At 40.7% G+C, this 20,445-nt stretch carries 21 protein-coding genes; 13 read left to right on the top strand and 8 right to left on the bottom strand.

All coding sequences use genetic code 11. The annotated features are described in order from the left end of the window. Window positions 1-14: 14 nt before the first annotated feature. Window positions 15-1,115: a M24 family metallopeptidase gene (locus HM131_RS03355; RefSeq protein ID WP_085027926.1), complete on the bottom strand. Its 1,101-nt coding sequence runs from the start codon at window positions 1,113-1,115 to the stop codon at window positions 15-17. Between the two features lie 200 nt (window positions 1,116-1,315). On the opposite strand from HM131_RS03355, the gene HM131_RS03350 reads away from it, so the two are divergent. After that, on the top strand, window positions 1,316-1,717 hold the full coding sequence (locus HM131_RS03350; RefSeq protein ID WP_085027925.1) for a hypothetical protein: 402 nt from the start codon (window positions 1,316-1,318) through the stop codon (window positions 1,715-1,717). Between the two features lie 25 nt (window positions 1,718-1,742). Here the strand turns inward: HM131_RS03350 and HM131_RS03345 are convergent, their stop codons facing one another. The 3 genes from HM131_RS03345 to HM131_RS03335 form a co-directional block, all read right to left on the bottom strand. Next, window positions 1,743-2,813, bottom strand: a complete 1,071-nt coding sequence (locus HM131_RS03345; protein WP_232324866.1) for a PQQ-dependent sugar dehydrogenase — start codon at window positions 2,811-2,813, stop codon at window positions 1,743-1,745. An 88-nt stretch (window positions 2,814-2,901) separates the two neighbouring features. Next, window positions 2,902-3,489: a biotin transporter BioY gene (locus tag HM131_RS03340; protein ID WP_085027923.1), complete on the bottom strand. Its 588-nt coding sequence runs from the start codon at window positions 3,487-3,489 to the stop codon at window positions 2,902-2,904. 93 nt (window positions 3,490-3,582) lie between these two features. Further along, complete coding sequence (locus tag HM131_RS03335) at window positions 3,583-4,083, bottom strand: carboxymuconolactone decarboxylase family protein (protein ID WP_157130754.1); 501 nt, start codon at window positions 4,081-4,083, stop codon at window positions 3,583-3,585. Between the two features lie 337 nt (window positions 4,084-4,420). On the opposite strand from HM131_RS03335, the gene HM131_RS03325 reads away from it, so the two are divergent. Both HM131_RS03325 and HM131_RS03320 read left to right on the top strand, forming a co-directional pair. Then, a complete protein-coding gene (locus HM131_RS03325; RefSeq protein WP_085027917.1) occupies window positions 4,421-5,293 on the top strand; it encodes an Eco57I restriction-modification methylase domain-containing protein in 873 nt (290 codons plus the stop codon). Then, entirely contained in the window at window positions 5,290-5,637 is a 348-nt protein-coding gene (locus tag HM131_RS03320; RefSeq protein WP_085027916.1) for a hypothetical protein, read from the top strand. Before HM131_RS03325 ends, HM131_RS03320 begins: the two co-directional genes overlap by 4 nt. A gap of 82 nt (window positions 5,638-5,719) precedes the next feature. Here the strand turns inward: HM131_RS03320 and HM131_RS03315 are convergent, their stop codons facing one another. Next, window positions 5,720-7,999: an ATP-dependent DNA helicase gene (locus HM131_RS03315; protein ID WP_085027914.1), complete on the bottom strand. Its 2,280-nt coding sequence runs from the start codon at window positions 7,997-7,999 to the stop codon at window positions 5,720-5,722. A gap of 175 nt (window positions 8,000-8,174) precedes the next feature. On the opposite strand from HM131_RS03315, the gene HM131_RS03310 reads away from it, so the two are divergent. The 3 genes from HM131_RS03310 to cysK all read left to right on the top strand — a co-directional run bounded on the left by HM131_RS03310 (window position 8,175) and on the right by cysK (window position 10,802). After that, a complete protein-coding gene (locus HM131_RS03310; protein WP_085027912.1) occupies window positions 8,175-9,110 on the top strand; it encodes an SGNH/GDSL hydrolase family protein in 936 nt (311 codons plus the stop codon). A 19-nt stretch (window positions 9,111-9,129) separates the two neighbouring features. Beyond that, complete coding sequence (locus HM131_RS03305; protein ID WP_085027910.1) at window positions 9,130-9,762, top strand: YpmS family protein; 633 nt, start codon at window positions 9,130-9,132, stop codon at window positions 9,760-9,762. Between the two features lie 110 nt (window positions 9,763-9,872). After that, window positions 9,873-10,802, top strand: coding sequence for a cysteine synthase A (cysK, locus tag HM131_RS03300; protein ID WP_085027908.1), 930 nt, complete (start codon window positions 9,873-9,875; stop codon window positions 10,800-10,802). A 94-nt stretch (window positions 10,803-10,896) separates the two neighbouring features. Here cysK and HM131_RS03295 read toward each other — a convergent pair whose 3' ends face one another. Then, a complete protein-coding gene (locus tag HM131_RS03295) occupies window positions 10,897-11,508 on the bottom strand; it encodes a trimeric intracellular cation channel family protein (RefSeq protein ID WP_085027906.1) in 612 nt (203 codons plus the stop codon). Between the two features lie 248 nt (window positions 11,509-11,756). Between HM131_RS03295 and HM131_RS03290 the strand changes: the two genes are divergently transcribed. From HM131_RS03290 to HM131_RS03275, 4 genes are all read left to right on the top strand, one after another. Next, on the top strand, window positions 11,757-12,281 hold the full coding sequence (locus HM131_RS03290; protein WP_085027904.1) for a helix-turn-helix domain-containing protein: 525 nt from the start codon (window positions 11,757-11,759) through the stop codon (window positions 12,279-12,281). Window positions 12,282-12,297: 16 nt separating this feature from the next. Next, window positions 12,298-12,441, top strand: a complete 144-nt coding sequence (gene sda / locus HM131_RS03285; RefSeq protein ID WP_085027902.1) for a sporulation histidine kinase inhibitor Sda — start codon at window positions 12,298-12,300, stop codon at window positions 12,439-12,441. An 89-nt stretch (window positions 12,442-12,530) separates the two neighbouring features. Further along, window positions 12,531-13,232 (top strand): YqjF family protein, encoded by a 702-nt coding sequence (locus HM131_RS03280; protein WP_157130752.1) that lies wholly within the window; start codon window positions 12,531-12,533, stop codon window positions 13,230-13,232. Window positions 13,233-13,326: 94 nt separating this feature from the next. Further along, window positions 13,327-14,283 (top strand): ring-cleaving dioxygenase, encoded by a 957-nt coding sequence (locus HM131_RS03275; protein ID WP_085027900.1) that lies wholly within the window; start codon window positions 13,327-13,329, stop codon window positions 14,281-14,283. Between the two features lie 38 nt (window positions 14,284-14,321). Here HM131_RS03275 and HM131_RS03270 read toward each other — a convergent pair whose 3' ends face one another. After that, complete coding sequence (locus HM131_RS03270) at window positions 14,322-16,271, bottom strand: aconitate hydratase (RefSeq protein ID WP_085027898.1); 1,950 nt, start codon at window positions 16,269-16,271, stop codon at window positions 14,322-14,324. Window positions 16,272-16,750: 479 nt separating this feature from the next. Between HM131_RS03270 and HM131_RS03265 the strand changes: the two genes are divergently transcribed. The 3 genes from HM131_RS03265 to HM131_RS03260 all read left to right on the top strand — a co-directional run bounded on the left by HM131_RS03265 (window position 16,751) and on the right by HM131_RS03260 (window position 18,932). Then, a complete protein-coding gene (locus HM131_RS03265; RefSeq protein ID WP_232324865.1) occupies window positions 16,751-18,037 on the top strand; it encodes a helix-turn-helix transcriptional regulator in 1,287 nt (428 codons plus the stop codon). Next, window positions 18,034-18,159, top strand: a complete 126-nt coding sequence (locus HM131_RS21160) for a hypothetical protein (protein ID WP_269749110.1) — start codon at window positions 18,034-18,036, stop codon at window positions 18,157-18,159. The genes HM131_RS03265 and HM131_RS21160 overlap by 4 nt, the downstream gene beginning before the upstream one ends. A 113-nt stretch (window positions 18,160-18,272) precedes the next feature. Then, a complete protein-coding gene (locus HM131_RS03260; protein WP_085027894.1) occupies window positions 18,273-18,932 on the top strand; it encodes a DUF429 domain-containing protein in 660 nt (219 codons plus the stop codon). Between the two features lie 36 nt (window positions 18,933-18,968). On the opposite strand, the gene HM131_RS03255 is transcribed toward HM131_RS03260, so the two are convergent. Continuing rightward, window positions 18,969-20,375: an MBL fold metallo-hydrolase gene (locus tag HM131_RS03255; RefSeq protein ID WP_085027892.1), complete on the bottom strand. Its 1,407-nt coding sequence runs from the start codon at window positions 20,373-20,375 to the stop codon at window positions 18,969-18,971. Window positions 20,376-20,445 lie beyond the last annotated feature (70 nt).

The raw sequence follows: 20,445 nt of genomic DNA, 5'->3' as shown, positions 1-20,445 counted from the left end.
GCCCACTCAATCTCTTATTCAATAATTCGAAGCTCTTTTGGTGTCTTCGTCAGCGTTTCATAACCAGCTTTCGTAACAAGCACATCATCTTCAAGACGAACTCCGCCGGTTTTAGGATCATAGATACCGGGCTCAATCGTGTACGTCATCCCTTCCTTCAGTACACCATCATTCAAGTGACTCATAGATGGGAATTCGTGCACATTGATCCCTAACCCATGACCGATTCGGTGAGGGAAAAGTTCCCCGTATCCTGCTTTTGTAATGACATCTCTAGCTGTTTTATCAAGATCACCAATTCTCGTCCCAGGTTTACTGATGGCAAGGGAAGCTTCCAAAGCTTCACGGACCTTTTCATAGATTTCTTTCTGTTTATCAGAAATACTCTTAAAAGCAAAGGTGCGGGTAATATCAGAGGTGTATCCTTTCCACACGACACCTAGGTCAAATAAAACGAAGTCCCCTGCCTCCAATTTGCGGTCACCAGGGTTCCCATGAGGCTGCCCTGATTTTTCACCGAATAAAACCATTGTAGAGAATGACATCTCAGAGACGCCTTTTTTCTTTAATTCATATTCAATCGTTGCGAGTACTTCCATTTCGGTGACACCTTCACGGAGAGACTCCGTTCCGACTTTCACACCAAAATCAGCAAGTTCTGCTGCCTCGCGCATTATGGCGATTTCCTGCTCATCCTTTACCACTCGCATCTCGTTTAATTGGTCTTCTACGTCTTTGACATCAACCTGATCAAACAAACCGAAGAATGATTCACTACGCCCATAAGACAATACTTGCTTCTCTATCCCTGCAGAGTTGACGGAGGTAATGCCTTTTTCTTGCATCAGGTCTCCCATCATTACCCAAGGGTCTTCATGGTCGGCATAACCAATTACATCATGTGACCATCCAGTTTCACGAAGCTGTCCTTCTTCCATTCCCGGCAGAACAGCAATAGGGTCTGCCTCAGGAAATACAAGTAGACCCAATAACCTCTCATGTGGGTCTGTATGAAAACCAGTCAAGTAGAAAAAGTTTTCTGTCGAGTTGATGAATGCGACATCAATATTGTTATCGCTTAAGTATTTTGAAAAACGGTTGCGTCTTTGTTCCATACGTTCACTCCTCATGGTTATCGTTACTTTTTACATCATATATCAATAAAACCAACAATCCAAATGACACAAAAGTGCGAAAAGAATCGCGTCCATTTTTGAACGTTTCACGACATTTGCAGATTCTTAATTTTAAAAAAGCATAGGGTTCGATATAATGACTGGAGGCACAGGTCTTTTAGAAATTGGAGGTTCTTTATTTGGATCGCACACGTTTTTTTGTACGAACAGCAGCAATTTATGCATTGATCGGGGCTTTCTTAGGATCCCATATGGCAGGTGGCGGCGGGCTTGAATTAAGTGCCATTCACGCACATATCCTCGTTGTCGGATGGCTTTCTCTCTTTGCTTTTGCCATTTACTACAAAGTCTTCAATATCCCGAAAAACTCCAAGCTTTCCATCGTTCATGTTTGGAGTTCCTTTATCGGTGTCTTAGGTCTTACCGTAGGCATGTGGCTGTATTATACCCAGCCAATTGACGGGATGCGAACCTTCAACACGATCTTCTTTATTGTTGGAGGAACAGTTTTACTTATTGCATTTGTGGTCTTTGCCATCATGGCTTTTGTACATGGAAAATTCATATCTGAAGATGCATAAAGCAGGCGCATTTCGCCTGCTTTTTTTAATTTGGAGAGTAACGGACGAGTCGATCATCCTCCTCATCAGGCATTCCTCTTCCATCTGTATTGTTTGTTATAAAATAAAGGGAATCATTTTCTACTTCTACATCCCTTACTCGGCCAAATTGGTCAGTTACTACTTCTGGATTATCTCCTTCAAGAGAAAGAGTTCGAACAGCTGTACCACGTAATGCAGCTATATAAAGCTTTTTTCTAAATACGGCAATCCCTGAAGGAGCCCAAGTGTCATTCCCTGTTTGATAGAGTGGAGTAATCATGTCTTCTCCCTCCTCATCACCAACAATCAACGGCCAGCCGTAGTTCCGGCCAGGTTGTAGAATATTGATCTCATCTTTATTATCAGGCCCGTGCTCTGAAGCATATAACTTCCCATTCTCGGTCCAGGCAAGTCCCTGTGGATTACGATGACCATAGCTGAACACATACGAATCCTTATATGGATTATCTTCTGGGACACTGCCATCTGGATTCATTCTCAAAATCTTACCTGCTAGACTTTCAAGATTTTGAGCGAGAGATTGATTCAATGCGTCTCCTGTCGTGACAAACAAACTTCCGTCCGGTGCCAGCTCCAATCGCCCTCCATTATGGAATTGGGCACCAGGGATTTCTTCCAGGACAACTGAGACTTCTTCCCATTGTTCTTCTTTCTTTTCAATGAGAATGACACGATTGTAGACTTCCTGCCCTTCTTCATAGGTGTGATAAGCGTATGCCTGCTGGTTTTCTTCAAATTCAGGAGTCAATTTGAGTCCTAATAGACCACCTTCACCTATTTGAGTAATTTCTTTTTCGGTTTCTACTGCGACCCTCTCTAAGCTGCCTCCTTCCGTCCAAGACGCGATACTTCCATCCCGCTCCGAAATATAAAAAGTATCTTGGCTGACTTCAATGTCCCAGGGCGAATTCAAGTTGCCAACAAGAACGGTAATCCCCTCTTTGTCAGGGTCTCCTCCACCATGATCCGTTTCACGTTCATCAGAGCAAGCGGCAAAAAGCAACATAAACACTACGTAAATCAATGCTAACGCTATTTTCTTTATGCCTGCCACCTCGCTTTCCCTTTGTTACTCGTATTGTAGCAGGCAAGATTTGGATATGCATTAAAAAAGCCGGCCCTAATGTGGACCAGCTTCTTTGTTATGACGCTTGACGAAGTTGAGTTCGATGCAGAACGGATTTTTCCAGACGGAAGGCAAAAGCTGCAGCTACTATAGCTAGGGCAACATCTTTGATTAAAAACGGTACCATACTCGACCAGGCAAAGACATAACTGAGTCCTTCTCCACCAACCCAGAAATTCATAGCTGCATAGAACCAGTTCACTCCGATAAAGTAGTTGATCACAATTCCAACAAGAGCAGCTGTTATATACATAGGAAACTTACGGTTCGATTCTGCTAATTTTCCTACAAAAAATGCTAGAGCGATAAACGATAGGATAAAACCAAATGTAGGAGAGATAAAAATAGATAAACCTCCTTTAAATCCTGCAAAAACTGGGGCTCCAACCAGTCCTAAAGCTGCGTACACAAGCATAGATATCATTCCTAGGCGACTCCCTAAAATCAGCCCTGCCAAAATAGCGAAAAAGGTCTGAAGGGTCAGCGGCACACCTAAAATGTTCAGAAACGGAGCTACAGCTGTAATGTTTGCCCCCACGGCCATCATAGCGACAAACAAAGCTCCGAGGGTAATATCGTAAGCAGATAAACGTGATTGTTTCATGTGACATTCCTCCATAACAGTATCTTCTATCTATTAAGATACTGAAAAGAAACTACAAATGTCAACTTGTTTTTGAAAAGGTTAACTTAATGGTCACAGTCCGAGTCCTATCGATAATTGATTGGTATAGCTCGTATATGCAATGATTTGATTCAGCTCGGCTATCTCCTTGGTAGTATATCCACATGCCTCTAAACTCTTCACATCTTCTTTTGTCACTTCCGCTGGCTTTGTAATTAGACGCTCTGCATATCGCAATGCAGCTTTCCATTCCTCGCTCATATCATTTTCGGTGTAACTCTCCAGCCAATTCAGAACATCTAACTGATCGATATAACCTTCCAGCGCTTCTTTATGACTATTTGTACAGAATTCACAACCGTTTTTCATTGATACAAAAGTAATCATTGCCTCTCTTAGGTCATCCGAAATGGAAGTTCTTACGATAGCTTTTTGTAACGGTATAAATGCTTCATACAGGTCAGGAGCATTGGCCAGCATACGATCAAATAGCGGCAGTGGACCTTCCTTCTTATTGCAGATATCCAACTCTTTTATATCTTTTTGTTTAACTGGTTTTATCCATGGCATCATTCATACCTCCTTCTAAGGTAGGTGTATTTAATGATTCTTTTTAACTATTTAATGGTGGATTTTCCTATTCATATAGTAAAGTATACTCAAAAAATGGGAGCGATTCAATGTTTTCTCCCCAGCGTTCCATGGGACAATATAGCACTCCACCAGAGACTGTTGACTATATGGTAGATCGTTTATTAAAGCATCTAGATCCCCATAGTAAACGAACTAAAATTTTAGATCCCGCAACGGGAGACGGCATTTTTATTCGGTCATTACTTGAAGCTGGTGTTCCACCATCTTCTTTATACGGCCTGGACATTGATCCAGAAATCCCTCCCCCCTAGAGGAGATTTCTTTTTCTCATGCTGATTTTTTAAGAGAGCCAAACAAAGAGCAATACGACGCTATCATAGGTAATCCTCCCTATAAATCACAGCGTCAAAGCTTATATCTGAGAGAGAATAAGACATTCCTAAAAGAAGAGTTCCAATCCATTGGTGTTCACAACATGTACTCTTTGTTCATCTATAAAGGCATTCAACTCTTAAAAGAGGGAGGAATTCTTTCAATGATTGTTCAGGATTCCTTTTTATCAAACGTATATTATAAACGGTTCAGAAAATATTTATTGAAGAATACGGAGATTAAAGAAATTATTCTTGCTCCACGAAGACTTTTTCATAAAGGTAAGGCAGATGTCCGAACAGCTATTCTTACCATCGTAAAAAAAGACCCTTCTGATTCTGAACATTCGATGAAGCTCATTGATCGTTTAATGGATCAGAACTATTCTGAACCTGAGAATGAAAGGGTTCAATATTTGCCGCAGAAAACATTTGAATCTATCCCCGATCATAATTTCGCTATTAATATACCTATGGAGATTTTGTCACTTTTTAAAACCCCCTATACTGCATTAGGTGACATAGTAAAAATTGGGACAGGCATATCGACAGGAAACGATCGATATTTTTTACGGACAGCTAACGAAGTTGCAAATAAAGAAGGTTGGATTCCTTTTTACAAAAATGGAGGCGCAAAAGACGCCTGGTATTATTCTCCCAAGTACTACATCCATGAAGACTGGCCGCTTCAAAAACAACTCCATCCGAATTTCACAACTCGAAATCCACTCTATTTTTATCATGAGGGAATTACTTGCTCTTCCATGGGTGTCGAATTCTCCGCGGCTTATTTACCTAAAGGAAGTTTATTTGGGTGAATGCGAACTTATTTCCAGCCACCCAAAACGATCTTTACTATTTTTTAGGGCTATTGAATAGCCAGCTGGTCAAATACATGCTGAGAAAACTCTTGAATCGGACCAACATGATCACTGCTGGCTATATTAAAAAAATCCCTTATATTGCTCCATCTCCTGAGAATAAGAAGATCATCATTGACTATGCCAGCTCCTTTGTAAACGTAAAAATGTCCAATTCAAGATTCAATGAATCCGGGGATCGAAAGGATATGGATCGAGTCATTTTTGATATTCATGGTGTTTCCGAAAATACAAGAATACATGTAGAAGACTTCTGTAATGATTTGTTTAATAAGCTATAAAAGGGTCGATTCCATCACAGAATCGACCCTTTTTTTAATCCTTCAAGACAGAATTCCCCAATCTATTTCCCGGGAAATCATTTTATTTAATAATTCGATAATTACCCCAATCTTCTGGAAATAGCCGCTTATATTTCGACGATAGGAAACGGTCATCAATTAATTGTATCGCCCCCCGATCTTCCTCTGAGCGAATCAATCTTCCACCTGCTTGAAGAACTTTGTTCATACCTGGGTAAACATACGCATAATCATACCCGTTCTTTCCGTTTTTCGTAAAATATTCTTTAATCAGTTCTTTTTCAAAGCTTCTTGGGGCAAGTCCTATTCCAATTACAGCGACACCATTTAAGCGGTCCCCTCTTAGATCCACCCCTTCAGAAAATACTCCTCCAAGAACAGCGAAACCTGCTAATTGACCTCCACATACAAATTGATTAAGGAAATCCTCTCTTCTGTCCTCGTCCATTCCTTGTTCCTGCGCAACAGTGTCAACATTCTCATATTTTTGGAACCGTCTGAAAACGAGGTCCATGTATTGATAGGAAGGAAAGAAGAATAAATGGTTTCCAGGATAATTAACGACTTGATCATAAAGCAACTCAGCCAGTCTGTCAGCCGTATGTTCTCTGCTGCGATAACGCGTGGAGAGTGGTGAAATCATTAGGTCAATCTGAGAAGTATTATAAGGAGAAGGAAGCTGCAAAACGTAATCTTCCTTCTTTCCTCCTAACATATCCATATAATACCCGAATGGAGAAAGGGTCGCTGAAAAGAAAATGCTTGAACGAAAAGCCTTCGTCGTATCACTGAGTACCTTAGAGGGATCCAGACAATATAACCGTAGGGTTAGATCACCATTGTCTTTCGAAGTAATCAACCGATAATGATCGTCGACCAGCTGATGAATCTTCAAAAAGTTTTGAGCGGCAAAATAAAGATCCAAGAGCTTTTCCGAACGTTCCTCTTCATTTTCCCCCTTGAGATATCGTTCACCACGATTAATAAACCTTTCTAAGTTTTCTTCTAGTTCTCCTGGTACTTCATCAATCGTGAACTCCTGTTCATAGTTATCTTCTTTTATTTTGAGTAAATCCAAATAAACAGCATGAGCCGTTTGATTAAGCTTCTCATCTTCATCACCAATCTCTTCGGAAGCTTTTTGAAAATCGTTAGCACAAATAGATGCCGAAAACATCTCTCTGGCTCGTTCCACAAGATTATGCGATTCATCAATTAATAGAGCTGTTTTTTTCTTATTTTCGGGTAAAAGTCTTTTTAATGAAACACGGGGATCGAAGATATAATTGTAATCGCCAATGATGATATCGACGACGTCAGTTAAATCCAACGAATATTCGAATGGACATACTTTGTGCTTCCTTGCATATTCTTCTATCACTGGCCGTGTAAGCTGAGTTTCATTCATAAGAATATCGATTATTGCCCCATTAATCCGGTCATAATAGCCATCTGCATATTCACAATAGTCAGGCTGGCAAATGGTATCCTCTTGAAAGCATATTTTATCTTTAGCCGTCAGTGTCACAGACCTTAGTATCAGCCCATTCTCTTCCAACTTCATCAGTGCTTCCTCAGCAGTAGTCCTCGTTATGGTTTTAGCAGTCAGATAAAAAATTCGTTCCGTTTCACCGAGCGCGATCGTTTTTATAGCTGGAAACAAGGTGGAAATCGTCTTTCCTATCCCTGTCGGAGCTTGAGCGAACAAATCCCGTTTTTCCTGTATGGTGCGATAAACACTTCCAGCAAGCTTCTTCTGGCCTTTCCGATACTGAAAAAAGGGAAATTCCAGGTCTGGAATGGACTGGTTTTTCTGCTCGCGTATATGTAATAAAATTCGGGCATAGGACACGTATTCTTTAATGACACCATCCATGAATATTTCTAAATCTACTAAGGTATAGGTTTTCGTATACCGCTTCTTTTCTTTCGTCTGCTTCTGAACATACGTCAATTGCACCTTAACTTCTTCTAAATCACTCTGAATAGCATACATGAAAGCATAACCTTTAGCTTGTGCCCAATAGACTGGGTGAGTTTCTTCTGTTAATTCATCAATCTCCATTGAGGTTGATTTGATCTCATCGATAACAGGACCTTCTTCCGTTGACAAGATTCCATCACTGCGGCCCTGGAGGTGTATAATCATCCCTTCTCTCGTGAAGGAGTATTCTAAATAAACTTCTTTTTCATCACTTTCTTTATATTCATTTTGTACTTCCTGATGAATCATAGTACCTTCTGTGAGTGAGGTGCTGCTTCTAAAACGATTATCTATATTCCCTGTACGATAGACATAGGTCATCAGTTCTCGCACAGAAACTGTAAATTTCTCTCCCATAGATCCCCCTCCTTCCTAATTAATCTGAGCTTTACCCTCAAGTTACTAGACCCTTTCACGTATGTCTATTGTATAACTTTTCATGGTATAATAGGGGATAAAACTCTTCAATTTCCCACAATTAGCAGGATCAACATATAATAAAGTTAGAACCAATTACCCAGAGGTGATCAGAATGAATAGATGGAAATGGCTCGCGTCGATATTACTTTCCTTTACGATCGCCTTCTTTATCGTAGCCGTTTTTGTTCATTCCCCTGAACCTAAAAACACGAATAATGATTCAGGTTCCATCACTAGTCAAAAAGAAGATTCTAATAAAAAAGACCGAGCAGAAGAAAAAGACAGCGGTACTACGGAACCAGATGAAGTTCCAGCCGGAGAACAAGAAGGTACATTGAGCGAAGGTCTCCGTGAAGTCTTTACGAGTGTGATCGAGAGTGCCAGAGATATGTTTATCCGTGAAGATCTGGACATCGTAGCCATAGGTGATTCTCTGACCCAGGGGGTTGGAGACTCAACGGATAATGAAGGTTATATCGGAATTCTAGAGAATACGTTCAATAGTAATGAACAACGAGAACGAATAGATATTGAGAACTACGGGAAGCGTGGAAACAGGACTGACCAGCTTCTTGAACGTATGCAAACTGAAGATCTCTCAAACTCTCTTAGAGAAGCTGATCTAGTGTTAATCACGATTGGTGCGAATGACGTTATGGAAGTGGTTAAAAATAATTTTACTAGTTTGAATTACAAAGACTTTGTCTCAGCTCAGAAAGACTATGAATCCCAGCTGAACGAGATTATCCAAAGAGTTGAACAATTGAATCCTGATGTCTCTATCTATCTTGTTGGACTTTATAATCCGTTTGATCATTACTTTAATAACATTCCAGAACTTGGGCAGATTATTAGTGATTATAATCGGATCAGTAAAAGTGTCATTGATGAATATGACCAGGCTACCTTCATACCCGTAAGAGATATTTTTACCGGAGCAGAAACAGAGCTCCTTTGGGAGGAAGACCATTTCCACCCAAACGAAAGAGGATATAAAAAAATGGCAGAGCGCGTGTTAGAATATATTAGAAGCGACATTGAAGAATGATACAGGTGGAATGCTTAAAATGAAGCGATTTTTTTTAAATAATAAGTGGCGGACCTCTTTTTGGCTTCTGGCTTTTGTGAACATTGGAATTATTGCATGGCTGTTATCTCTAGTCTTTTTACCTAGTTCTTACACCATCGTTAATGTGGATAAGGAGAAGCAAAGCTCTGATGCAGAATTTACGATTGTTTCCACAAAAAAGAATTTAGAGCAGCTGGCTAACGAATATTTGAGCGAATTGTCAACTCAAACCGTATTCGACTATTCTATAACATTGGATCGGAACGTAACTCTTACAGGAAATATTAAAGCTTTTGAACAAACCATTCCAATCAAGGTAGAACTCAACCCAGTTGTACAAGAAAATGGAGACCTAATCTTGGAGCAAGAGCGAATATCTTTAGGGCAATTGCCATTGCCAAACAAGAAGGTTCTAGAATTTGTTAAAGACAATTACAACCTCCCGGAATGGGTTGTGGTTAACCCAAACGATGAGAACATTTATGTAGGAGTAACTCAAATGGAAACAGCTAGTAACTTTAACGTTCGTGTAGATCGGTTCAATCTGAACTCTAATCAGCTGGCTTTTAAAATATCGGTACCGAGAGACTCCTTCCAGTTCGCTCAAAAAATGGTGGAAGACAACTTTTAAAGAACCGCAGCAATGGCGGTTTCTTTCATTTTAAAGCTTGATGGATGAACGTGAAACCACGCTATGATAAAATCAACCTAACAAACAAGCGATAAGAAGGAAGTGACAGGATGCGTGTTGTGAATAATATTGCAGACTTAATCGGGGATACCCCGCTTGTCAAGTTAAACCGAGTAGCTCCAGAAGGTGGAGCCGATATTTATATGAAACTTGAGAAGTACAACCCAAGCGGCAGCGTGAAAGACAGAGCTGCTTTTAATATGATGGAACAAGCTGAGAAAGATGGTGTATTAAAAAAAGGCTCAACCATCATCGAACCGACGAGTGGAAACACAGGAATCGGTATCGCTATGAATGCCGCAGCAAGAGGTTATCGTGCGATTCTAGTAATGCCCGATACAATGACTCAGGAAAGAATCAACCTTTTGAAAGCTTACGGGGCGGAAATTGTACTTACTCCTGGCGATGAAAAAATGCCTGGGGCGATTAAGAAAGCTAAAGAGCTCGTAGAGGAGATCGACAACAGCTTTATGCCTATGCAGTTTGAGAATGAGGCAAACCCTGATGCCCACCGTTTTACTACAGCTACAGAAATTATTGAGGCCATGAATGAATTGGGTAAACCTCTGTCGGTATTCGTTTCTACAGCAGGTACGGGGGGCACAGTCACAGGTACAGGAGAAGAGTTGAAAAAACACTTTAAAGAAATGACTGTACATGTAGCCGAGCCTGCAGGGTCTCCTGTTCTTTCTGGTGGCAAACCAGGCAAGCATAAACTTGTCGGCACAAGTCCCGGTTTTATCCCTGACATCCTAAACCAAGAAGTATATGATGAAATCTTCCAAGTGACCGATGAAGATGCCTATGAAATTACAAGACGATTAGCTCGCGAAGAAGGCCTGCTGTTGGGTACCTCTTGCGGGGCCGCTTGTTGGGCCGCTATTCAAGTTGCAAAACGAAAAGAACCAGGTGAAGTGGTTGTATGCATAGCCCCGGATACAGGGGAACGTTACTTATCTGGAGACCTTTTCCGCTATTAATTAAACAAAAGAGTCCGAGCATTAGCTCTGGACTCTTTTTTTGATTGTACTTTTTTGTAAACAATTAGTTTTTCAGCATACTAACAGATCACTCTTATAATCGATACATATCTCTAAATCGTAAATGCCATCCTAAATGATAAGACAAGACTCTAAGCAGAATAATGGCGATGAAAAGAGAATAAGTTTGCCAGGCACTCTCAATATTGATGATTCCCAGGCCAATTAGTAATCCAGACAACATTGCCCATACCGCATAAATTTCTTGATGTAATACCATAGGACGTCTTTGTGCAAGAACATCTCTCGTCACGCCTCCTCCCACTCCCGTCAATATGGAAGCAAAAATGATACCGCCCAGTGGAAAATTATTTTCAATTGCGAAGGAGGCTCCCTGGAGAGCAAAGGCGGATAAACCTATGGCATCTAAATAAATGTTCCAACGATCCCAGGACATTACCCAGCTCTTAGGAAAAAAATAAACAATCGCAATCGTCCCAAAAGCCACATAGAGTAAATATCCTTGTTCCCACACATGGACGACAGGCACGTCTAAAGCGATATTTCTAATAATCCCACCTGCGAAGGGTGTTGCAATACCTAGAATAAATGTGCCGAAAATATCATAACGTTCATTCAATGCGACGATAGACCCACTAAATGCAAAGGCGCTTACGGCTAATATATTTAATATTTCCCAAGTCATGTCTCAAACCTCTTTCTATAATAAACAAATTTACTATTTCTTACCTAGATTATCGTACTGATTGATTATAGCAAAAAAAGCAGACCCATTAGTAAAGATAAACGTGTTTTGCTAGAATCCTAGCTATAGGAGGCTCCCTTTTCCAAACCCTAATTTCTTCCTGTTTGGTTGCAAACTGCCACAAGGGAAATTTCTTGTCTAGGCCGAAATATTTATATTATATATTGTAAAGTAGGATGTGGAAAAAAATGAGAAGATGGCTAACTCAACTACGCAAAGAACAACAACTAACCCAGCAGCAAATCGCAGACGGGGCTCATATTGACCGAGCCTATTACGCCCAAATAGAAAATGGAACACGCAATCCCAGCATGGCCGTCGCATCTCAAATTGCTTCTTTTCTGCATGTCAACCCTTCATTATTCTTTACGCAGCATCTAAGTGAACCTTTTGTGATCGCATTGGCTAACTCACCTATAATCGTAGCTCATTGTGACCTTGAGCTCCGTTACACTTGGATGTTCAACCCCCACCCTGATTTTGACATTAATACGGTGATAGGAAAACGGGATGATGAACTAGATGAGAACGAAGGTACCAGAGCATTAATGAATTTAAAGAAAAAAGTCATCGAAAGCGGAAAATCCCTGCGTGAAATGATCGCCTTCCCTTTGTCTGAAGGTTTAGTGTATTATGATGTATTCGGTCAGCCCATGTACAACCAACAAGGGGATATTATAGGAGCAGCTACCGCTTCGACCATGCAATCATAGAAAAGGGGGCCTCCTGATGATTGTAAGCAAGTTATCCTATAAAGAACTTATCCTCACCCGCGAAAAAGCCATGGAATTAAAGCTCGACACGGAATTTATTCGATTGCTCGAAAAGGAAATAGTTAAAAGGGAGATACATAAGCCACTTGTGAAAGAATAATGCTCCCGTTGGAATATTCAAATGTGTTGTAGACGGTATGCTCCTCTAACACTATGGGTAAACCATAGGTATAAAGAGAGGTGTTTACCGTGAGACCTAACGATTGGATCATGAAGCAGGCTTGGGAGGACTTAGTCTTCATGCATTGGCCTGTGCCCCCACACATATTGAGACCTTTTATTCCAAGCCAGTTTGAAATCGATCTATATAATGGACTGGCTTGGATCGCAATCGTTCCTTTCCATATGAAAGATATCCAATTGCGAGGATTTTCAGCAATACCTGTTCGCAATCATATGCTAGAATTAAATGTACGGACCTATGTGACATATAATAATGAATCAGGAGTGTATTTTATATCGCTGGACGCCAATCATAGATTAGGGGTCTTTTTAGCGCGATCACTATTTGGCCTCCCCTATTTAAACGCCTCTATGCGCATGGTAAAACATAACGACCACTTCGTCTTTTTAAGCAGAAGAAACCATAAAGGATATGAACCAGCCCATTTTCATTCCCGTATCCATGTAAAAGAAACTCTTCTCCCCTCTAACCAAGGCTCTTTAGCTAAGTGGCTGACTGAGCGTTACGCTCTATTGGTCGTACGAGGGTCTAACGTGTACAAAGGCCCGATCTTACATCAACACTGGGAACTGCAAAACGCAGACGTTGTGATAGAAAGAAATGATTTGCTGAATTTCCTTCCTGACCATTTATTTACTCAAGCACCTGTTACCCATTATTCAAAATTCTTAAAAACGAGCATCTTCCCTTTTGAAAAACAACCCTGAAATTATCTTAAATTAAGAGCAATTGACATCCACTAGTAAATTCAGTATAATTATCTTGAATTCGAGATAAAACCTTGAATAGGAGGTTGAACCTATGAAAATTAAAGGAATTCACCATGTTTCAGCAATTACAGCTAACGCGAAAAAAAACTATGATTTTTATACAAACCTATTAGGTATGCGCTTGGTCAAGAAAACAGTAAACCAGGATGACCCTTCTATGTATCACCTTTTTTATGCTGATCGAGAAGGCAGCCCTGGCACAGACTTGACGTTCTTTGAAATTCCACGCGCCGGTCACACCTATCCAGGTACCCATAGCATTTCTACAACCTCTCTACGTGTGAAAGATGATCAAGCCCTTAAGTATTGGAAAGAACGTCTTGAAAAATTCAAAGTAGCTCACGATCCTATTACGGAGCGGTTCGGAAGAAAAACATTATCCCTTAGAGATCACGAAGATCAACGTCTCATGCTAGTTTCTGATGAAAAAAATGAAGGCGTCGAATCAGGATTACCCTGGGAAAAAGCACCTGTTCCACAAGAACACGGAATCACAGGTCTAGGCCCTATTCACTTAACCGTCCCTGATGCAGAAAAAACAAAAAACATACTTGTAGACATCATGGGCTTTCGTGAAGCTGGAAAATACAATGAATTTACCGTTTTCGAATCAGGCCAAGGAGGTTCAGGAGCAGAAGTCCATTTGGAAGAACGTGCGGATATACCCAGAGAAAAGCCTGGCCGTGGAAGCGTCCACCACGTTGCTTTCCGGGTAGAAAATGAAAAGGAATTGCAACAATGGCAATCCATTATTCAAGAACACGGCTTTCCAAATTCAGGCTTAGTTGATCGCTATTACTTCAAATCCCTCTACTTCCGTGAACCTAACCACATCCTGTTTGAATTGGCTACAGATGGTCCCGGTTTTGCGACTGATGAAGACATAGACCATCTTGGTGAAAGCCTTGCGTTGCCACCTTTTTTAGAGGAAAAACGAGAAGAAATCGAAACATCCTTAGCACCTCTAAAAACACAATCAAAAGAATAAAAGGCTGCGACCATTCATAGGTCGCAGCCTTTTACTTTTTATCCTTCCAAACGATTTTTCACCCAGTTAATCAAACCGCCCATTTGCATGATTTCAATTTGACGTTCAGAAAGAGCATGTTCAAGTTTTATCTTCTTGTCCTTCCCTTTCACTTCAGCTTCTACAGTGTTGGATTGCTTAATACCATCTCTTAGTCCTTTAAATACCAATACGTCCCCTTGTTCCAGATCGTCGAGGTCAGCTTCATTGACGAATGTTAATGGAAGTACCCCAAAGTTTGCCAGGTTCTGCCAATGAATACGGGCGAAATCTTTTACGATAGCGACACGCAATCCCAAATACTTAGGAGCTAGTGCTGCGTGTTCACGACTCGATCCTTGTCCGTAGTTGGTACCAGCGACGACGGCATGACCGCCTTGATCTCGAATATCCATTGCCCGATCGTAATAAGATTCATCGACAATCTCAAACGTAAACTTACTAATTTCCGGAAGGTTGCTTCGGTAAGGAAGTACTCGCGCTCCCCCAGCTAGGATTTCATCGGTTGAAATGTCATCACCCATTTTAAGGAGTATAGGTAATTCCATATCATTCGGAAGTTCATCCATTTCTGGTATGGAAGCAACGTTAGGTCCTTTGACAAGATCGACTTCTTTGGCTTCCTCAAACGGAAGCGGATCGTCTAATAAACGAGTATCGACGGTAGGCTTGTCCAGCTCCTGCACGTCTGGATAAGAAAAGTCTGCTTTTCTCGGATCCGTTATCTTTCCGTGTAAAGCCGAGATGGCAGCTGTTTCCGGGCTGCACAAGAATACGCTGTCTTCCTTAGTACCTGATCTGCCAGGAAAGTTCCTAGGTGTGGTCCGTAAACTATTTCGACCTGTAGCTGGGGCCTGCCCCATTCCAATACATCCATTACAACCTGCTTGGTGCAAACGTCCGCCAGCTTGCAAAAAGTTGGCAATATGACCGTTTTGAGAAAGATCGATCAACATCTGACGGGACGTAGGGTTCAGGTCAAAAGAGACACCTGCTGCAATATGTCTGCCTTCTACTATTTTAGATGCGATGGCAAAATCACGGTACCCCGGATTGGCAGAGGAACCAATGTAGGATTGGTAGATAGACTCTCCTTCTACTTCTTCAATAGGAACTACGTTTCCAGGACTTGAGGGTTTTGCTACCATTGGACCAATTTCAGATAAATCAATTTCATCATGGACGTCATAAGTAGCACCATCATCAGCTTTTAATTCTATCCATTCATCTTCTCTTCCTTGAAGAGTCATGAATCTCTTGGTTTCCTCGTCTGAAGGGAATACAGTACCAGTAGCACCGAGTTCAGCTCCCATATTCGCAATCACATGACGGTCCATCGCTGTTAAATTTTTTAGACCAGGGCCATAATACTCAAAGACATGATTAACTCCGCCTTTGACTCCGTGTCTTTTCAGCATTTCAAGAATAACGTCTTTAGCACTGACCCAATCTGGAAGCTCTCCTGTGACTTTGACACCCCAGACCTTAGGCATCTTAACGTAGAACGGCTCTCCCGCTATGGCCATGGCTACATCAATACCTCCAGCCCCCATAGCGAGCATCCCCATACATCCATTCGCACATGTATGACTATCAGAACCTAGAAGTGTCTTTCCTGGCTTGGCTAGCCGCTGCATGTGAACAGGGTGGCTGACACCGTTCCCTGGACGACTGAAATATAACCCGAACCTTTTAGCAGCACTTTCTAAAAACAAGTGATCATCTGGGTTTTTACTGTCTTCTTGAATGAGGTTGTGGTCAACATACTGGGCAGAAGCTTCTGTTTTTGCACGGTCAATCCCCATAGCTTCAAGCTCCAGCATAACCATTGTACCCGTTGCATCCTGGGTTAATGTTTGGTCGATCTTTAAGCCGATCTCAGATCCTGGGGTCATTTCCCCTTCTACCAAGTGATCTTTGATCAGTTTTTGTGTGACATTGTAACTCACACGAAATTCCTCCTTCTCAACGAGTTTTTATGAAGCGATATCCTGAGGTTATTAAATTATCCTATACCTTTTATACCCTTAATCCCGCGTGTTTACTCGTAGATCTCACCAAACGTTTATCTCCAAAAAAAAGAGTGGAATGTAATGTCCCGCCTTTCACCTTATTTTTCTTAATTTACGCCGACGACTTATCCCAGGATTGAGAGACTGTATTATCCGCAGAAGAGCCGAGAATGTCTTGACCAGAGTGTACAAACTCCATACCAACCACTTACTTCTATATCAGGAATAGCCTGGAACTCATTCATATGATCTGTGAAAGTTGGCAGGTAAAAAGCCCCCTTAAGCCTTCAAATTTTCCTGACTTGGGAAACCTCTGTTTATAGTTGAAAATTCCTAATCGAACATGTATTCTAAAAATAGATTTGAAAGACAAACACTCTTCCAAATCGACAGTTGATCAACTAGGTGTGTGTAAAATGGAATATGGTAAAGTACTTCGATTTCATCGAGTCAAACAAGGTTTAACCCAAAACCAATTGGCTGATGGAATAATCTCGCCAGCGTATCTCTCTAAGATTGAGAATGATCAAACCGTTCCAGCGTTCGAGGTATTAGAAATGCTTTACGAACGTCTAGGGCTTGATTTTCACGATTCTTCCTACAATCATCCTTCTAAGGAAAAATTAAAGGAATGGTATGAATCTTTTGTGTTCAAGCACAAGGAAAAGGCACAGAGGTTAATGGAAGAACTGCTTAGTCAAGAGGACACGTTGAATAACCATCATTTATATATAATCTTTGAATTGTTTCGTGTTCGTCACCTTCTTTTAGAGCTGGATGTAGAGAAGGCTTATGAAACATGGGAAAATATCCGTCAACACAAAGATTCATTTGATGAAGAAATGAAGTTTTACTACCACTTAATTACTGGTTTATTGAAGTATTACCAAGGTGACTTTGAGGATTCTTTCCAAGAGTTAATGGTTGCGAAAAATTATAGTTCTTCTATTGCGCTAGAACTGAAAGACTGGGAATTTGGTGATTTGTACTACATATTGGCTCTTAGTACTAGCCAAGCAAACCACATCTCAGCTTCAGTGTTCTATGTTGATCAAGCACTAGAAATCTATCAGGCAAGATATGATTTAGATAAAAGTGCTGACTGTCATATTTTACAAGGAATTAATTATAGCAAACTTAAAAACTATGCGAAGTCTTTAGAGAATTTCCATTCGGCTAGAAAAATAGCTATGCAAACTTCTAACCGAAATCAGCTAAATTTAGTTTATATTAATATTGGAACTTTAGAGTCCAGGATAGGAAATCATCATTCAGCTATTAATAATTATAAGAATAGCTTAGAATACAATGATTCTGATACTACTTACAAGCAATCCTATCTTCATACAACAATCCACAGCCTAATCCTTGAACATTACCGGATTGGCGACTATGAAGGCTGTTCTAAATGGATTGAAGAGGGAGAAAAAGAGCTTGAGAAATATGCTTCTAAGCCCCATCAGTTACATTATGATTTTTATAAGCGAATGATAAATGATGATCCCACTTTAATCGATCACTTAGAAACTGTCATGATTCCTTATTTTCAGGAGAAAAAGGAACATATTTACATCATCCGATACTCAATGGTTCTTGCAAATCTATTAGAGAAGAAGCGGATGTACAAAAAATCTTCAACATACTTAAGGTTAGCAATTCAATTGTTAAATAAACATTCTCATTTAGGAGGGATACTCTTATGAAAAAGTTTTTAGCTATTCTAGGAATAGTTGCATTCGTAGCGACTGCAGCTGCTGCACCTGGAATTCATGATAGTGCTGAAGATGCTTATCCTCAGCCACAAGTTATTTACTATCAAGTTTAATTTTAATTTTATGTGTAATTAGCACCTCCCCTAATCCTATACCTATACAAACTTTTGCCTCTACCCCCATGGTAGGGGTCTTTTTTTAATCCACAACATGTGTGAGGTGAAACATGAAAATTATTGGTATTGATCTTTCTGGTCCATCCAATCACAAGGATACGGTTATGGCTATACTTAAAGAAAACAAACAACTCCTGAATCTTGAGTACCTTCAAGAAGGTGCATCTGATGAGGAAATTTTCAATATCATTAGAAAGGAGATAGAGAAAAGTCCTGTTTATATAGGCATTGATGCTCCCCTTTCCTACCAGGATGGCGGCGGTGATCGTCCACACGATCGTTCGCTCCGTGCTTACGCAAAATCACTTGGAATGAAATCTGGTTCAATTATGCCACCTACGCTAACCCGTATGGTTTATTTAACGATGCGCGGTATCCATCTTGCCCATATGCTGCGTACTAATTTTGGAAAACAAGTAAGTATCGTAGAGGTGCATCCGGGTGTCACCCTCGCCTCAAGGTTGCCTGAGGAGAAAAGAACCATAGCCTTTAATTATAAAAAAGAGAAGTCGAGCCGAGTACAGGTCATCGAATGGCTTACTTCGCAGATGCTAAGCGATTCAGCGACAGCCATACACGAATCGTCCACCCACACGATCGATGCGGTGTTAGCAGGAGTAGCAGCATGGCATACGGCTAGCAAACAAAAAACACCAACTTGGTACAAGGAGGCCGAACCTCCACATCATCCTTTTCCATTTAGTTGTTAAAAAAGCTCTGCTTCCTGTGGAAGCAGAGCCATTACATTATGATTTTACTGGTTGTTCAATTTCTTTCCAAGCAGAAAAGCCACCTTCTAAATTAAGGACGTCTTTATATCCGTAAGCTTGTAAAATACTTGCTGCAATGGCTGATCGGCTTCCTGAATGGCAATGAACAATTGGAGTTTTGTCTGAAGGGATTTGATCCAAGCTATCTTTCAGCTTTCCAAGCATAATATGATAAACCCCTTCCATGTGACCTTCATCCCATTCGGATTGGTTACGCACATCAACCACAATATAATCATCATGATCACGATATTCAGCTTCTAATTCTTTTGGCTTGATATTGCGGTACGATTCTAATCCTGACTGTTTTTTCACCTCTTGTGCAGGAATGTACCCTACAACATTATCTAAACCTATCGATTGTAAAGCTTTCTTCACTTCATTAACCTGATTCTCTTCTGCAATGAGGACGATTTGTTGATCGTATTCCGCAATCCAGCCTGCCCAATTAGCGAATGACTTATTAAAAGGAATGTTAACCGTACCTTCCAAATGTCCTTGTGAGAATTCGTCAGAGCTTCGTGTATCAATCACGATGGATTGCTCATTTCTGTACTCACCACTATGAGATAAACGGATGCTTTTTGTTTCAGAATCATTTAATAACGCTGGACCTTCTTTATTTAGCTTTTTCATCATGGCAAAATATTTCGGAGGTTCCGGTTGCCCCTCTAGTAATTCTTCCGAGAATTTGTCTTCGTTGTCGTATTGTAATGCCCAGTTGTTTAATTTTTCATATCCAACCGTCGATACAGGAACGGCACCCAGGGATTTTCCGCAGGCGCTGCCTGCCCCATGCCCTGGCCACACTTGGACATAATCAGGTAATTCTTTAAACCTTTCTAATGACTGAAACATCTGTTTTGCTCCACTTGAAGCTGTGCCTTTTGCCCCTGCTGCTTTTTCAAGCAAGTCAGGCCTCCCTACATCTCCAACGAAAACAAAATCTCCTGTGAATATCCCCATTGGAACACTGGAACCACCGCCTTCGTCTGTAAGTAGGAATGAGATGCTTTCTGGCGTATGACCTGGTGTATGCATGACGTCAAAACGCACATTTCCGACATAAAAATGGTCTTGATCATGAACTAATTTATGATCTAATCCATCAAGATACTGATATTTCCAGTCATCTTCTCCTTCATTCGAAAGGTACAACGTAACATCCTCACGATTGGCGAGTTCACGTGCCCCAGACAAAAAGTCAGCATGAATATGGGTCTCCGCTGCTTTTGTAATGGAAAATCCTTCTTTTATTGCTGTATCAAAATAAGGAGTAAGATCGCGGGCTGGATCAATTACGATTGCATCTCCTGTTTTTTGACACCCCACCATATAAGACATTTGAGCTAGATTTTCATCAAAGAACGATTTAAAAAACATAGACATACCCTCCAAAGTAGAAGTTATTCTAATTATAATATACCCGTTAAGGTATTTACAAAACATAGAA

It is taken from the genome of Halobacillus mangrovi, assembly GCF_002097535.1.
GTDB lineage: Bacteria > Bacillota > Bacilli > Bacillales > Halobacillaceae > Halobacillus > Halobacillus mangrovi_A.
Note: the sequence above shows the minus strand (reverse complement) of the source record. Positions and strands in the feature narration are given on the sequence as shown.